Origin of the sequence: Cyclobacterium sp. 1_MG-2023 (genome assembly GCF_030546805.1) — a bacterium.
Taxonomy (GTDB): domain Bacteria; phylum Bacteroidota; class Bacteroidia; order Cytophagales; family Cyclobacteriaceae; genus Cyclobacterium.
In genome coordinates, this window is record NZ_JAUOPC010000022.1 from 12,887 (window position 1) to 26,888 (window position 14,002).

Here is a 14,002-nt window from a genome sequence, read left to right on the forward strand (position 1 = left end):
CCAACTAATCTTTCAACACCTTAGCTTTTAAACCTGCCAAATGCTTTAAATAGGTGTCTTGTATTTGTTCCCAACTTTTTTCTTCCACAACTTGATCGCTTGCAATGGATTTATTTTTTACTGAAAGAACTGCTTTTTCACCATCACTATTTAATTCGGAATGTCGAAACTCATTCCGTTCACATGACAAGCATATAAACAATAGCAAAAGAACATCCGGTAGAAACAATAATTTACTTTTCATTTCGATGTGATAAAATTGGGTTTATAGACACTACGTATTCTTTTTTTCTTTTGTCCTGAAAAAGTAACTTTTTTTAAAAAAAAATATTGTACCCTAATAAATAATTATTGAAAGAAAGGGCTAAATCAATTTTAAGAATTGAAGGACTAGGACTCTATGATTGACATATACTGGATAAGAAAAAAGTCTGCCGTCAATCATCAACGGGCAGACTCTCTTGTTTTATTTCACTGACTTTTCGAAGCAAAATCTTTTATTTCAGCATTGGAGTAGCTCTTTTACAAAATTGAATGGCAAGTCCCCAAGGGTCTCTCATCATTAGTAATCGGGTACCGTCTTCTAAAGTATCGTCACTTACAAGTACAGCACCTGCTTTTTGTAACCTTTCCTTTTCTTCTTCCGGATTTTCAGAAACGAAAGCCAAGTGTACCATTAAAGGGTTTAAATTGGCATAATCCAATATATCAGCATCCGGGTTATTGTACAATTCAATCATTGCTTTGCCACTATCATCAGACAAAAATGTCATGAAAGGAGAAGTGGTCATTTTTTTCACTACTTTCATTCCCAAATGCTCTACATACCAATCGGCTACTTCAAGAGGATGTTTTACATTAAAAGCGATGTGTTCAATTTTCATGCGTCCTTAATTTAATATGAAACGATTTGTCTAAACTCATTTAATTTTGCTAACAAAAAACCCCTCCATGGATCGCGAAATCTTTATGGAGGGGAAAATTAAAAATACCTTTATTGAATTAGTTATAAATTTTGGGCAAAATTGACTCAAGACTTTTACTAGTAACAAATGTAAAAAATTATTTGAATGAATAAGTCTAAAATTTAATTTTCAGTGAAATAATCTAGCTACGACAATTTATTGTCCATCTGAAAACCTTTCAATAACCCAATTTAGCCTTGGGCAATTGTGACGATAAAAATTCAGCAAGCAGCAAACAATATGAAAAGGCATATTTACAGCACAAGCATGGCCATAAGCTGTACGTTCATCAAAGAAGCCTTCCTGATTTTGGCTTTGCTTTACATTAATAGTAAATTGCTATAGCAAACACTCCCTAACGCTTAGGGTATATAAACTTTAAATTGTCTTTAAACTCAAACATCAATGAAAAAAAAATTGAAGTGGGGAGTACTTAGTACTGCCAAAATCGCCAGAGAAAAAGTCATTCCTGCAATGGCAAATAGTGATTTGTATGAAGTTTACGGCATCGCATCCAGAAACTTGGAAAGGGCACAAGAAACAGCAAAAAGTCTGGGAATACCAAAGGCTTATGGTTCTTATGAGGACCTTATCAATGATCCGGAAATAGATGTCATTTACAACCCACTGCCAAATGACATGCATGTACCCATGACACTAAAGTGTATTGAAGCAGGAAAACATGTCCTTTGTGAAAAACCCTTTGCATTGAATCATGAGGAGCTCGACGGGCTTATCACTGCAAGAGATAAATACAATGTAAAAGTTGGTGAGGCTTTTATGGTGGCCTCAAATCCTCAGTGGATAAAAGCCAGAGAATTGGTGAAAAGCGGTTATCTGGGAAAAATAAAAGCTGTTCAAGGATTTTTTAGTTATTTCAATGATGACAAAGACAATATCAGGAATATCGAGGAAATGGGAGGCGGAGGCGTTTGGGACATTGGGTGCTATCCTGTTTTTACCTCCAGGTTTGTCTTAGAAAAAGAACCCGGAAGATTGGTTTCAATGCTGGAATTTGACCCCCAATTCCGCACAGACAAAATCGGGTCGGTACTAATAGATTTCCATGAAATCCAAATGACATTTACCATCAGTACACAATTGACCCCATATCAGCGAATGCTGTTTTTTGGTGAGAAAAAAATATTAGAGGTAAGGATTCCTTTTAATGCGCCTTCGGATCAACCCAATGAAATATATATCCATGAGGGGGACTTTTCTAAAGACAACGCAGAAAAGATTGTTCTACCCGTAAGTAATCAATACACAGAACAGGCCATTGATTTCTCCAAGGCAGTTTTAGAAGATACCGAAGTGCCGGTCACCTTGGAAAACACCAAAGCCAACACCAAGGTTTTACAAGCTATTTTTGAATCTGACAGCAGTGAAAAATGGGTAAATATTAATTGATTCTCAATCAATATTGAAATCCATTATATAGTTAGATGGACTACAAAAGGTAGACTGGTTAGGTTAATACCAATCTACTTTTTGTAGTTTTTTTTTATAATTATTACCTGGTATAAATAAATACGCCCCTGCATTTTTCAAAGCAGAGGCGTAATAAATATTTGATTGAATTCCTTAGATTGCTAAACAATCAAGAGGTATATCCATTTGTAGTTCTAATTATTCATTGACTTTAGTGTCAGAAACCACGCGCTTTTCACTGCTCAGGTAACTTCCTACAGCAGAAATTCCAAGAATTATAAATAACAATAAGTCTAAACGATAACCAAAATACATGCTTGGAATAATACCTCCCAAAGAAAGTAAGAATATGGCCAATCCACCTAAAGACAAATAAATCATTACAGGGGAAATTTTTCTATCACTTAAAATCCCCAATAAAATCATTGGTCCCATAATTCCTGTTCCGGCAAAACTCACCCTTGCAAGTAACACCAACTGATCAAAAACGATAATTGAAAAGATAAAAGCAATGGTTGAGAAAACGAATATTCCTATTTTAGTTCGCTTCATAATTACTTTCTCTGCACCTGTAAGCAATCCCCTCAACTCAGAACCCATGGCAAAAATCATGGCATTGGTAGTGGATAAGCCGGCAGCAATCAGTCCTATAATGGCCAAAGCGGCAACCGCATCATGCTGATCTTTAAGAAAAGCGTTGGCAAAGAACTCATCTCTACCTAATTCTCCATAGAGGTCAGCTCCATACATTCCGATAAAAACGGTAGGAAGAATCACCAATATAGCAAAAGCTCCCAATGAGACCGCCATCAATTTCATCGTATTCATGCTTTTCATTACCACAATTCTCGTAGTAAATTGAGGCTGAGTAACCGGTATCATCAAAATCGCAATAAGCGATGCAAGCAGAAACTGTGGGGTTAACAAGCCTTGTGGGCCAGGCGTTGAAAGTAGTTCTTCTTTTACTGTCCCTACTTTTTCGAACATTGGTCCAATACCTCCAAAGTGATCCAAGCAAACCCATCCTATGATCCAAATTACGGCTAACAAAAGCACGCCTTGAATGGCATCACTAAAGATAATTGCCTTTAGTCCTCCAATTTCACTATAGGTCAACATGATAAGTACAATCCCCAAGGACCATCCCCATGCCGGCAATGATTCCGGGAAAGCCGCATCCATAAATATGGCAATTCCTTGAATTTGAATCCCTACATAAGGAATCAAAAACAAAAAGGCACTAAGGAAAAAGGTGTAACCTGCCAATTTATTGTCATAACAACGGGAAATCAGCCCTGACACTCCTCTAAACTCCATTCCTCTGACTTTTTTACGGATTTCGTAGCCAAACCAAAGCAATACAAATACCATGGCACCATCCGAAACCGCCAGAAAAATCCATGCGCCAATTCCGTTGATTCGGAAGAAATCGGGCATTCCCAAAAAGGTAAACGTACTAAAAAGTGCTGCTGCAAATGTCAGCACCCCCAAAGAAAGGCCAATATTACCACCAGCCATCATAAATTCCTCAGATGATCTCCCTTTCTTATAAGACTTGAGAGAAGCAAATACCAGCATGCCTGCGTATATCAGACCAAAAACCCAAACCCAGAAAATCATAAATCGTCCTCCTCGTTTTGCATGCCCGGATGTACCCTAGTACCTATAAAGGTAATGACAACCAATAATACGGTAATGATAAAACTTGTCCAAAGACTATAAGGAACGCCTCCCAACATGGGTTTGGCTACCCCTTGGGGAATGATCAAGGGAGTATAGGTAATGATGCATAAGAAAACTGCTGCGAAGCAACATATTTTCCAGTATAATTTCTTTTTTTCCATTTGAATTGGGTTTAATATCTTGAATTGACAATATACAATTGTTGGTTGATTCTGCGCAAATATTTATATAAAAGGCCAAATGGCCGGAATAAGCTCCGACCATTTGGTACTATTTACAATCTTGGCAAAGTCAAACCTCCATCTACCATGATCACTTGACCTGTAGAATAAGGAAAATCACCCTTAGCTAAGGCTGTTACCGCCAAACCTACGTCTTCCGGCAGCCCCCATCTTGGCTGGACCATCAGTCCTTCACCAATTAACTTGTCGTATTTTTCTTTAACACCTGAAGTCATATCGGTAGCGATCACTCCCGGTCTTACTTCATATACAGGAATATTGTACTCTCCTAACCTAACGGCAAAAAGCTGGGTAGCCATACTCATTCCGGCTTTGGCAACACAATATTCACCACGGTTTACTGAAGCGACAGTAGCAGAAATTGAAGAAACATTGATAATAGAACCTGTAAAATCTTCAGCTTTTCCTTTCTGCTCAATCATCCAATTGGCAGCCAATTGGGAAAGGAAATAAGCTGAATTTAGGTTGGTTTTCAACACATAATCGAAGCTCTCTTCTGTGGCTTCCAAAATGTCCTTTCTTTCCTTGGGTGCTACGCCTGCATTGTTTACCAAGACATTCAAGCGACCATAATGGGCCTTGATTTTGTCCATGATACCTTGTCTCTCTTCAGCACTTCCTACATCTCCTCTGCAATAGACAGCATCAGCTCCCAAAGCCTTCAATTCTTCAAGACTGGAAAGTACATCCTCTTCCTTTCGCATGCCATTGATGGCAAGATCAAAATTTTGTTTGGCCAGGCATTTCGCAATACCCAAACCAATTCCACGGGATCCCCCCGTGACTAAGGCTACTTTTTTCATGGGTTTGTTAATTTATAGTTCCGGGATATCTAACCAAGCCCTTTTCTCCCAGCTTTCTAATCCTTTTTCTGCCAATTGTACACCTCTAGCACCTTCTTTCATGTCCCAAGGGAAAGGAGAATCGGTGACAATATGCTTCAAGAACAATTCCCACTGTACTTTAAATGCATTGTCCATGGGCTCTTGTTCCGGCACCTTAGACCAACCTTCGTAAAATTCAATTGGCTGAGCGATATCAGGGTTCCAAACCGGTTTTGGAGTATTTCCATAATGCTGAATGTAACATTCCCTTAGGCCGGCTACTGCAGAACCTTTGGTACCATCCACTTGTACAGTAAGCAAGTCATCTCTTCTTACCCTTACCGTCCAAGATGAATTGAACTGGGCAATGATATCACCTTCCAATTCAAATGTCGCATAAGCAGCGTCATCTGCTGTACATTTGTAAGGTTTACCTTGCTCATCTACACGTTCCTTGATGTGGGTAGCTCCCATACAAGATACCGCTTTCACTTTACCGAAAATATTGTCCAATACGTATCTCCAATGGCACAACATATCTACAATGATTCCTCCATCATCTTCTTTTCTGTAATTCCAGGAAGGTCTTTGTGCAGGAATGGTCTGACCTTCAAATACCCAGTATCCAAACTCACCTCTTACAGAAAGAATCTCGCCAAAAAACCCATTTTCAATAAGTCTTTGAAGCTTTCTTAAACCGGGCAACCATAATTTATCCTGTACTACCCCATTTTTCACACCAGCTTCATTACAAATTTTATGCAATTCTAAAGCTGTCTCTGTATCTACAGCTACCGGTTTTTCACAATAAATATGTTTACCGGCTTTTACTGCTTGCTTTACTGCGTCAGCTCTTCTGCCTGTGGTTTGGGCATCAAAGTAAACACTGTATTGGTCGTCATTCATGACACTGTCCAAATCCGTAGTGTATTTGGCTACACCTGAACGCTTACTTAAAGCTTTTAATTTGTCTTCATTTCTTCCTACCAAAACCGGGTCAGGCATAATGGTATCTCCATTGTCTAACTTCACCCCGCCTTGTTTGATAATTTCTGCGATACTACGCATCAAATGTTGGTTGGTGCCCATCCTACCGGTGACACCGTTCATGATAATTCCTACCTTATGTTCCATTTTTATATTTTTTTAACTTTTATAATAACTTTCAACAATCTTGTCTAAAAACTCTTTTTGGTCTCCTGCCCAATGCCTGTCAGAAAAAATTTCAACTTCATTAAAGCCAGAAAACCCAGCTTCCTCAGCCCATCCTCTGATGGTTGGAATGTCTATACACCCTTCTCCCATTAAACCTCTGTCATTCAAGAAATCAACGGTTGGACACATCCAGTCACAAATATGAAAGGCATATAGATTGTCATTGCGACCACATCTTAATAGTTCTTCTCTTAAGTCAGGATCCCACCACAGGTGGTAAACATCAGCAGCTACACCAACATGATCTGAACCTATGGCCTCTGCCATATCATTGGCCTGTCCCATGGTATTCACAGCCGACCTGGTATCTGCATACATGGGGTGTAAAGGCTCTATGGCCAACTTCACTCCATGTTCTATTGCAAAAGGTAAAACCTTTTCAATCCCTTCTTGGATTTGTTCTCGAGACTTTACCAAAGATTGCCCGGGATCTGCACCACAAACCAATACAATCATGGGAGCACCCAATGCAGCAGCCTCTTCAATGGCCTTATAATTGTCTTGGATGGCCTGCTCTCGGGTCTTTGAAGACACCGAAGGGAAAAAGCCTCCCCTCACCAAGGATACAATCTCCAAACCATGGCTTCTCAACCTGTCTCCGGAAGCTGCTATATCTCGACCTCCAAGATATTGGCGCCAAACGGAAATTCCTTTGACTCCTACTCTTTCATAGTTTTCAGCAGCTTCTTCCAAACTCCAAGGCTTTGTAGTAATGGTGTGAATACAAAGCTTACTTAAATCTTTTATAGGTTTCACACTCATGACAGACAATTAAAGAAAGTGTAATAAGTATCCTTATCTATGATGCGTTGTACATACAATGCCAGTTCTCTTGCATGATAATCTCCCCACATGCTGGATTCATTACAGGCAATTTTTTGACCTGCAGGCACATTGTCCCATCCGTTTGGTTCATGATAAATGGAGTGCAAAATCAATCCTTGATGATTTTTATCTGTGCTTAGGTAGGGCTCGTCCAACAGAGTTTTTAGAACGGTTAGCCCCGCTTGCCAGTAAGTATTCCCTTTTTTCTCATCCCCGTTTTTCTTTAGGTAATGACCTAGTCTCAATAATCCTTGAGCGCCAATGGCAGCAGCAGAACTATCTACCGGTTCAAAGTCATTGTAAGGATCCGCAGGACGAGAAAGATAATCCCCTAATTTATGAAGATTAGGTGCTCCTGTATCCCAATAAGGGATACCATCCGTAGGTGTATGTTCGATGTAAAAATCGCAAGATGCTGTAGCTGCTTTTAGCAAAAACGCTTTAATTTCTGCCGGGTCTCCATAGGCTTTTAGCGAAGTTTCCGATAAAGTCTCTATGTATTCTAACTCCTCAGCAAAACCACACATGGCCCAGGCCAATCCACGTGTCCATGTAGAAAATCCGGTATACCCTTGCTGAGAATTAGGGCAACGATAATTGCCGTCGTTGGTATTAAAGACGCTTTCGTGAGCCGTCCTACCCCATAGATCATATCTATCTCTGCCTTCACCATAGTAGACAGAATAATCGGCAGTTGCTTTGGCATGTTGCAAGCCTCTCACGAGAAGGTTGACTTTTTTGTCATTCTCTTCTTGGAGCACATGGCCCAAGCTATGGCTAAGCATCAAAATCCTTACGGTTCTAATTGTGTCCACAAAAAGTGAATGGGGACCATTGAAGGAGTACATAAATCCGCCTTCTTTGATGGGAGACCATCGGCTGGCTTGCACAGCTCCTGATATCTTCAATGCCAATTCATAATAATTTTTCTCCCATTCAACATAAGGAATTTTCTCCTCCACCATTAGTCTCAATAAATTACCATAGGTGCTGACATTGTTGAAACCGTGATCATGTACACCTGTGTGGCTGATGTGAGGTGCCATGTATTGATGCGTTTTTAGTTTTCCTTTTTCGAGGAAACTCTTTTCACCTGTTGCATCAAACTGCAAGATGGAAGAGCCAAACTGAAAGCCTTGTGTCCATTCGGTCCATCCTCTGGTTGCATATTTTCCATCTACAGTGAAAACCGGGGAGCCTTGGTTTTGGGGATATTCCTTTTCAATTGCGGAGATTTTCTCAGCAGAGAGTTGCCAAAATTTATCCAGAGCAGATTTTAAATCTTTAGCTTGGATTTCAGAATCAATTGCAATCATACATTTAATGGGTTTAAGTTTATTTTGGAATTGAGATTTGTACCTCTAAAATTCAGTATTATAATCTGATTTCTAAAATATCAAATCATGCACTTTTTGTTTAAGAAGATAAAGATATCTTAAAATTTATCAAGTATAAAGGCATTATTCACTTTATTGCTGGTACTTTTCATTTTCTACCCATCTAAACTCAGATGGAGAAACCCCTGTTTTCTTTTTAAAAATTCTGCTAAAATAGGATGGATCAGGGTAATTGAGTTCATAAGCAATTTCCTTATTGGAAAGGTCCGTATAGATGAGGTACCGTTTGGCCTGAAGCATTAAACGCTCCAAAATCACCTCTCCGGCAGTCATACCGGTTATTTTTTTCACATGTTTGTTTAAAACACTAGGCGAAAGTTTCATTCGATCCGCAAAATCCTGAACCTGATGCACTTGCTTAAAATTATGCTCAACCAATGCATTGAATTGTTGGACCAAAGCAAAATCAGGATCCAATGTATTATTTTTATCAGCAAAATACCTTAGGTAATATTGCTTGCACTTGATCAGGAAAATCTGAAGGTAATTATTTAAAATGGCCGTGGTAAAGCTGTTCCATTTTTTGTATTCCTTTCCAATCGCTTCAATCAAATCTATAAGTTCCTTAAAATCCTCTTCATTTAAGTTAAGAATTGGGACCAAGGTAGGATTATTGAAATAAGGCAGTTGAAAAAGAAATTCTTCATTTTTTGTATCTAAAGCATAAAATTCTCTAGAAAAAACCATGAGATACCCATGGTAATCATTTTCTCTACTTATTTTGTGCACTTGTCCCGGGGTTAGAAAATGTACACTTCGCGAATGGATACTATGGCTATTGAAATCAATTTCATGCCTCCCTGCTCCGTTTACAAAAACACATATCTCATAGTATTTATGTCGGTGAGGTCTATCAGTCTCATGGGGGTAAGTACTATTTTGAATGGTTTTTCCTTGAACTTCATAAATTTGGAATGCCCTTTTGTTGGTGATTTTGGGCATTTCATACGTCTTGATAGGCTCTTGCATGGCAATCGTTGCGTTAAACCTCTAAGGTAATCAAAAAAATAAAATGTATTTTTCAAAAATCGTTAATAAGCAAGCTTAAAACAATACAATTTTTATCAAACCAACACATATATCAGCTATATTTTAAATATAATGTATTTTTTAAGTATTTTCATTGTCATATTTTTAATTATAATAGGTTTGTTTTACCTTTGAGATATCAAACAGAGACAAATGGTCTCTTATACTGTAGGATGATGAAACTGGCAGACATGCCCTCCTGTCTCGAGGGTGGAGATCACAGGATAAAGAAAATAGCGAGCTCGTATTTTTCCTAACTGCTCCGTGGAGGTTCGACTCCTTCTCCTACAGCAGGTTATTTTGGGTTTATTGTTAATTGACTAAAGCTATGAGACATTGTTTCATAGCTTTTTTTGTTTTCTAGCTTTTTTAAACCGCTAATGAGGGTTGGAAATCAAGTAATAGAAAAAAATAAAATAGCTATAAAATAAAAAAGCAGGGGAATATCCCCTGCTTTTTATTTTGAAAACTAAACCAACTATTATTTAACTACCATAATACAAACAAAATTAACAATACCTGATTAAAAACCAAATTAACCTGATAAAAAATGGTTGATAATCTATTTTTTGTTACCCACTTTATACAATATACCCAATGCTAAGCCTTGGCTATATTGAACCCCAGGATCCTGATCTATATCATATAAGGATATTCCTGTAAGGGTAACATTGATTATACTTGAAATTTTTGCCGTAAGGGTTACATCCAACCTATGATCTATATTTTTCAATGACAAGGTCTCATAGTTGGCAAACATGGTATACCTTGATTTTAGGTTAAGGTTTTCTGAGAGATTTTTATCAAGGCTGGCGAAAATCTGCATGGCCAACCATTCAACCCTTACCGTTTCACCTGCCGGCACTCCATAGTTTGCGGGTACATTTGCAATAATCTGATCGTCCGTTACAAATGTAAATCTAGGAGAAAATGGACCTATCCTTAAGAAAAACTCTTTATTTGGTTTGAATTCAAAACCTAAGGATGAGGTCAAATAGCCTGGTGCCATAAACTTAGAAATCAACGATTTGGTATCATCATCATTGTAGGTATAACCTTCTGCGAATTGTGAAAGGTAATTTACAGAAAAGTAACTTGACCATTTTTTACTCATCTGGTACCCTAATTTTGAATCAAGGAATATTCTGTCATTGGACTTTCTCGTTCCTTCCCCCTCATTTCTTACTATCCCAAATAAAAGCTCCAATTCATTGTCCCATGATATTTTATCCTTTTGGTAAAGGGCTTTACCTGCAATGATACTTCCAAATGCCACAGAGTTCACCCCTCCGGCTTTCCAATTGTTACTAAACCCGGCCTGATTGAAGTTCAATCCTGCACTAAATTCGGATTGCCAGTAGGAGGTATCTGTTGGAGTAGGCTCCGGGACATTAGTATTGCCTTGTCCCAAGGTTATATTTATTGCTAAGACAAAAACCAGTAAGGTTAGTATAAAATTTTTCATGCTTTACTTTATTAATTTTCAATAATTGTGTATTCTAAATGTTATTACTAAAAGACTTAAAACTTAATTTCAATTATTTTTCCTTGAAATTAACAGTAACAACTCTTTTACAATAGCTAAATCTAAACAAAGCGCAAATTTATGGAAAATCAAACAGAAGAAACACTGATTGTTAGAGATTTTTTAGCCCGCCAAAGGACAAAGCTTGCCAATGACCGAACCTTATTGGCCTATATTAGAACAAGTTTATACTTTATTGTAAGTGGTACAGCATTAATTAAGGTAAATGACCTTGCCAATGTAAAGAGTCTAGGGTATTTTTCTTTCTTGATCAGTGTGATTTTATTAATAACCGGATTCATCAATTATTTCAAATTAAAAAACAAGCTATCCAAAGGTAAATACCAAAAAATGTAAATTGGTATCACATTGTATTATGTGCAGAAAAATTGGTAGGCTATTTGCAACTTAACTTATAACACCAACACTATTTTAGATGAAATTTTTAGGAATAATTTTAATCATTGTGGGAACCGTCATGTTTTTAATTACAGGTATTTCCTATACCACAGAAGAAACTATAATTGATGCCGGACCATTAAAAATTAGTACGGACAAAGAAAATAACCTCGATTGGCCCCCTTACGCCGGAGGCATTGCTATCGTCGCAGGTTTTATTTTAATGGCAGCAGGAAAAAAGAAATAAACTAAAAATAGAAAATTAACTGTTCCATAGTAAACAAAAAAAGCTACAACTATTAAGTTGTAGCTTTTTTTGATGCTAACTTTTCCAAAAATATCAATCTATTAATTTAACATTCTCTATCATTTCAGGCTCTAATTCAAAAAACCTTTGGTGAATATTAAATATTTCTTCACCATCTTTTGGTTCTTTACTTATGTACTTCCCATCCTCTTGCATGACATAGGCATTTACATTGTCCAAAAGATTGTACCTGAGGATATTCATAAGTTGTTTCTGAAGAAATTCATTTTCAACTTTAAACAAAGACTCCAAGCGCTTGTCAAAACTCCTTACCATGGCATCTGCACTACCAACATAAATCCTAGGATCTCCATTGTTATGAAAATGATAAATTCTTGAATGTTCAAGGAAATCCCCCACAATTGAGATCACTTCAATGTTTTCACTCAGGCCTTTTCGTCCCGGCCTTAAACAACATATTCCACGCACAATTAATTTAACCGGCACACCTGCTTGTGAGGCCCCATAGAGGGCATGAATAAATTCAGAATCCTCTAAAGAATTGATTTTAATAAATATACCGGAAGGCAGCCCTTTTCTTGCATTTTCTGATTCAATTTCAATAAATTCTATCAAATTGTTTCTCATATCCCTTGGGGACGTAATGAGATTTTGATAGCTAGTTGGTGCTGAATGACCGGTAATTACATTAAAGAATTCCGACACATCATTGGCCAAGGTTTCATTCGTAGTTAATAGGCCTATATCTGTATATATCCTACTGGTTTCTTCATTGTAGTTTCCGGATCCCAAATGCACATAACGTGTAACTCTGTTTTCTTCTTTCTTAACGATTAAAAGTAATTTTGTATGTGTTTTAAAATTACTTACGCCATAGATAACAAAACACCCTGCCTTTTGCATTTTTTTGGCTTCTCTGATATTATTTTCCTCGTCAAATCGAGCCTTCACCTCAAACAATACAGAAACGTGTTTCCCATTTTCCACGGCTTTTAGCAATGCCCCTACAATTCGAGAATTTTTTGCCAATCTGTAAATGGTCATTTTGATGGCCATCACATGTGGATCATCTGCCGCCTTATCTAAAAGCTCCAGAATCGGTTCCATATCATTATAGGGGTGATGCAAGAGAACATCTTTGTGTTTCAAGACCTCAAATATATCTTCAGAGGCAGCTTCAGGATAAGATAATGGTGGTATGGGCGTCGGAGCAGCAGGCATTTTATCCTTAAACCTTTTGTTTCCTATTACCTGCCAAAGACCGGTAAAGTCCATCAGACTTTTTCGTTCTATTTTAAAGATACTGTCATCATGTAAGGTCCAACGTTGCTTGAGCAAATTGACCATCCATTTGCTGTACCCCTCTTCAATTTCTATTCTAACAACCCTTCCTGTTTTTCTTTCATTCAATTTCCGTTTGACTTCTTCCAGAAAGTTGGTATCCATATCCTCACTTTCCTCTAGGGTAAAATCCCCATTTCGAGTAATCCTGAAAAGATTTATGGATTCTATGTTTACATTTCTAAACAAGGAGACTATATGCTCCCTAATCATTTCTTCTATGGGAACATAGATGGTCATGTCTTCCCTCTCAAGTTCAAAAAATCTTGGGATATTGGAAGGAATTTGTACAAAAGAAAGCTTTTTATTATCCTTTTTCTCACCGGGGCCTATGGTTACCACTCCAAAAATCAACAATTTGTTCATTAAAATTGGAAAAGTATGGTATCCATCAAAAACCATAGGTGTCAACATGGGATACACGGCCTTATAAAAATAGTCTTTAACTGTCTTTTGCTCTTCCGGTAAAAGATTACGAACATTACTCAGCTGAAAGCCTGATTCTTTGGTGGTGGCAAGCAATTCATCAACGAATTGCCTTTGAAGTTTTTTATGAAAAATCTGGGATTCAATCATTAGCTTTTTCTTAAAGCTATCCTCCCTTAGACCTGAATAATCTATTCTAACCTTGTCATAATCAAGGTAATTGTACAATGAACCAACCCTAATCATAAAAAATTCATCAAGATTAGAAGCGGCTATTGCAAGAAATTTAAATTTCTCGAAAATATTTCTTTTTTCCTTTTTAATCTGGTCAAATACCCGATCATTAAATTTTAGCCAACTAAGATCCCTACTGATTAATTTGCTATTATTGATGGTTTCTTCAATTTTATCAAGCTGGATCAATTTCATGTT

General features: G+C 37.5%; 14 protein-coding genes. 3 read left to right on the plus strand and 11 right to left on the minus strand.

All coding sequences use genetic code 11. The features are described 5' to 3' along the window. Window positions 1-4: 4 nt before the first annotated feature. Together Q4534_RS22750 and Q4534_RS22755 are read right to left on the minus strand one after the other, a co-directional pair. Window positions 5-244: a hypothetical protein gene (locus tag Q4534_RS22750; protein ID WP_303615463.1), complete on the minus strand. Its 240-nt coding sequence runs from the start codon at window positions 242-244 to the stop codon at window positions 5-7. Window positions 245-497: 253 nt separating this feature from the next. After that, window positions 498-884: a VOC family protein gene (locus tag Q4534_RS22755; RefSeq protein ID WP_303615464.1), complete on the minus strand. Its 387-nt coding sequence runs from the start codon at window positions 882-884 to the stop codon at window positions 498-500. A 486-nt stretch (window positions 885-1,370) separates the two neighbouring features. Here Q4534_RS22755 and Q4534_RS22760 point away from each other — a divergent pair, with 486 nt between their 5' ends. Beyond that, window positions 1,371-2,375 (plus strand): Gfo/Idh/MocA family protein, encoded by a 1,005-nt coding sequence (locus tag Q4534_RS22760; RefSeq protein WP_303615465.1) that lies wholly within the window; start codon window positions 1,371-1,373, stop codon window positions 2,373-2,375. A gap of 219 nt (window positions 2,376-2,594) precedes the next feature. Here the strand turns inward: Q4534_RS22760 and Q4534_RS22765 are convergent, their stop codons facing one another. The 8 genes from Q4534_RS22765 to Q4534_RS22800 form a co-directional block, all read right to left on the minus strand. After that, window positions 2,595-4,016, minus strand: coding sequence for a sodium:solute symporter (locus tag Q4534_RS22765; RefSeq protein ID WP_303615466.1), 1,422 nt, complete (start codon window positions 4,014-4,016; stop codon window positions 2,595-2,597). Then, on the minus strand, window positions 4,013-4,240 hold the full coding sequence (locus Q4534_RS22770) for a hypothetical protein (protein WP_303615467.1): 228 nt from the start codon (window positions 4,238-4,240) through the stop codon (window positions 4,013-4,015). The genes Q4534_RS22765 and Q4534_RS22770 overlap by 4 nt, the downstream gene beginning before the upstream one ends. A 113-nt stretch (window positions 4,241-4,353) precedes the next feature. Next, entirely contained in the window at window positions 4,354-5,124 is a 771-nt protein-coding gene (locus Q4534_RS22775; protein ID WP_303615468.1) for a 3-ketoacyl-ACP reductase, read from the minus strand. Between the two features lie 12 nt (window positions 5,125-5,136). Beyond that, on the minus strand, window positions 5,137-6,279 hold the full coding sequence (locus Q4534_RS22780) for a Gfo/Idh/MocA family protein (protein ID WP_303615469.1): 1,143 nt from the start codon (window positions 6,277-6,279) through the stop codon (window positions 5,137-5,139). 12 nt (window positions 6,280-6,291) lie between these two features. Continuing rightward, a complete protein-coding gene (locus Q4534_RS22785; protein WP_303615470.1) occupies window positions 6,292-7,122 on the minus strand; it encodes a sugar phosphate isomerase/epimerase in 831 nt (276 codons plus the stop codon). Then, the gene (locus Q4534_RS22790; protein WP_303615471.1) at window positions 7,119-8,501 is read right to left on the minus strand and encodes a glycosyl hydrolase; all 1,383 of its coding nucleotides are present in this window, start codon (window positions 8,499-8,501) and stop codon (window positions 7,119-7,121) included. Before Q4534_RS22790 ends, Q4534_RS22785 begins: the two co-directional genes overlap by 4 nt. A gap of 153 nt (window positions 8,502-8,654) precedes the next feature. Beyond that, entirely contained in the window at window positions 8,655-9,551 is an 897-nt protein-coding gene (locus Q4534_RS22795; protein ID WP_303615472.1) for an AraC family transcriptional regulator, read from the minus strand. Between the two features lie 622 nt (window positions 9,552-10,173). Continuing rightward, window positions 10,174-11,076, minus strand: a complete 903-nt coding sequence (locus Q4534_RS22800; RefSeq protein ID WP_303615473.1) for a DUF3078 domain-containing protein — start codon at window positions 11,074-11,076, stop codon at window positions 10,174-10,176. A 141-nt stretch (window positions 11,077-11,217) separates the two neighbouring features. Here Q4534_RS22800 and Q4534_RS22805 point away from each other — a divergent pair, with 141 nt between their 5' ends. Further along, window positions 11,218-11,493 carry a DUF202 domain-containing protein gene (locus Q4534_RS22805; RefSeq protein WP_303615474.1) on the plus strand — a complete coding sequence of 92 codons (276 nt, stop codon included), beginning with the start codon at window positions 11,218-11,220 and terminating at the stop codon, window positions 11,491-11,493. 79 nt (window positions 11,494-11,572) lie between these two features. Beyond that, on the plus strand, window positions 11,573-11,782 hold the full coding sequence (locus tag Q4534_RS22810; RefSeq protein WP_303615475.1) for a hypothetical protein: 210 nt from the start codon (window positions 11,573-11,575) through the stop codon (window positions 11,780-11,782). 93 nt (window positions 11,783-11,875) lie between these two features. On the opposite strand, the gene ppk1 is transcribed toward Q4534_RS22810, so the two are convergent. After that, complete coding sequence (gene ppk1, locus Q4534_RS22815; protein ID WP_303615476.1) at window positions 11,876-13,999, minus strand: polyphosphate kinase 1; 2,124 nt, start codon at window positions 13,997-13,999, stop codon at window positions 11,876-11,878. Window positions 14,000-14,002 lie beyond the last annotated feature (3 nt).

What these genes read in the sequence shown, in the direction of transcription:
- Q4534_RS22750 (WP_303615463.1), bottom strand. Translation starts at nt 244, where the DNA reads ATGAAAAGTAAATTATTGTTTCTACCGGATGTTCTTTTGCTATTGTTT.
- Q4534_RS22755 (WP_303615464.1), bottom strand. Translation starts at nt 884, where the DNA reads ATGAAAATTGAACACATCGCTTTTAATGTAAAACATCCTCTTGAAGTA.
- Q4534_RS22760 (WP_303615465.1), top strand. Translation starts at nt 1,371, where the DNA reads ATGAAAAAAAAATTGAAGTGGGGAGTACTTAGTACTGCCAAAATCGCC.
- Q4534_RS22765 (WP_303615466.1), bottom strand. Translation starts at nt 4,016, where the DNA reads ATGATTTTCTGGGTTTGGGTTTTTGGTCTGATATACGCAGGCATGCTG.
- Q4534_RS22770 (WP_303615467.1), bottom strand. Translation starts at nt 4,240, where the DNA reads ATGGAAAAAAAGAAATTATACTGGAAAATATGTTGCTTCGCAGCAGTT.
- Q4534_RS22775 (WP_303615468.1), bottom strand. Translation starts at nt 5,124, where the DNA reads ATGAAAAAAGTAGCCTTAGTCACGGGGGGATCCCGTGGAATTGGTTTG.
- Q4534_RS22780 (WP_303615469.1), bottom strand. Translation starts at nt 6,279, where the DNA reads ATGGAACATAAGGTAGGAATTATCATGAACGGTGTCACCGGTAGGATG.
- Q4534_RS22785 (WP_303615470.1), bottom strand. Translation starts at nt 7,122, where the DNA reads ATGAGTGTGAAACCTATAAAAGATTTAAGTAAGCTTTGTATTCACACC.
- Q4534_RS22790 (WP_303615471.1), bottom strand. Translation starts at nt 8,501, where the DNA reads ATGATTGCAATTGATTCTGAAATCCAAGCTAAAGATTTAAAATCTGCT.
- Q4534_RS22795 (WP_303615472.1), bottom strand. Translation starts at nt 9,551, where the DNA reads ATGCAAGAGCCTATCAAGACGTATGAAATGCCCAAAATCACCAACAAA.
- Q4534_RS22800 (WP_303615473.1), bottom strand. Translation starts at nt 11,076, where the DNA reads ATGAAAAATTTTATACTAACCTTACTGGTTTTTGTCTTAGCAATAAAT.
- Q4534_RS22805 (WP_303615474.1), top strand. Translation starts at nt 11,218, where the DNA reads ATGGAAAATCAAACAGAAGAAACACTGATTGTTAGAGATTTTTTAGCC.
- Q4534_RS22810 (WP_303615475.1), top strand. Translation starts at nt 11,573, where the DNA reads ATGAAATTTTTAGGAATAATTTTAATCATTGTGGGAACCGTCATGTTT.
- ppk1 (WP_303615476.1), bottom strand. Translation starts at nt 13,999, where the DNA reads ATGAAATTGATCCAGCTTGATAAAATTGAAGAAACCATCAATAATAGC.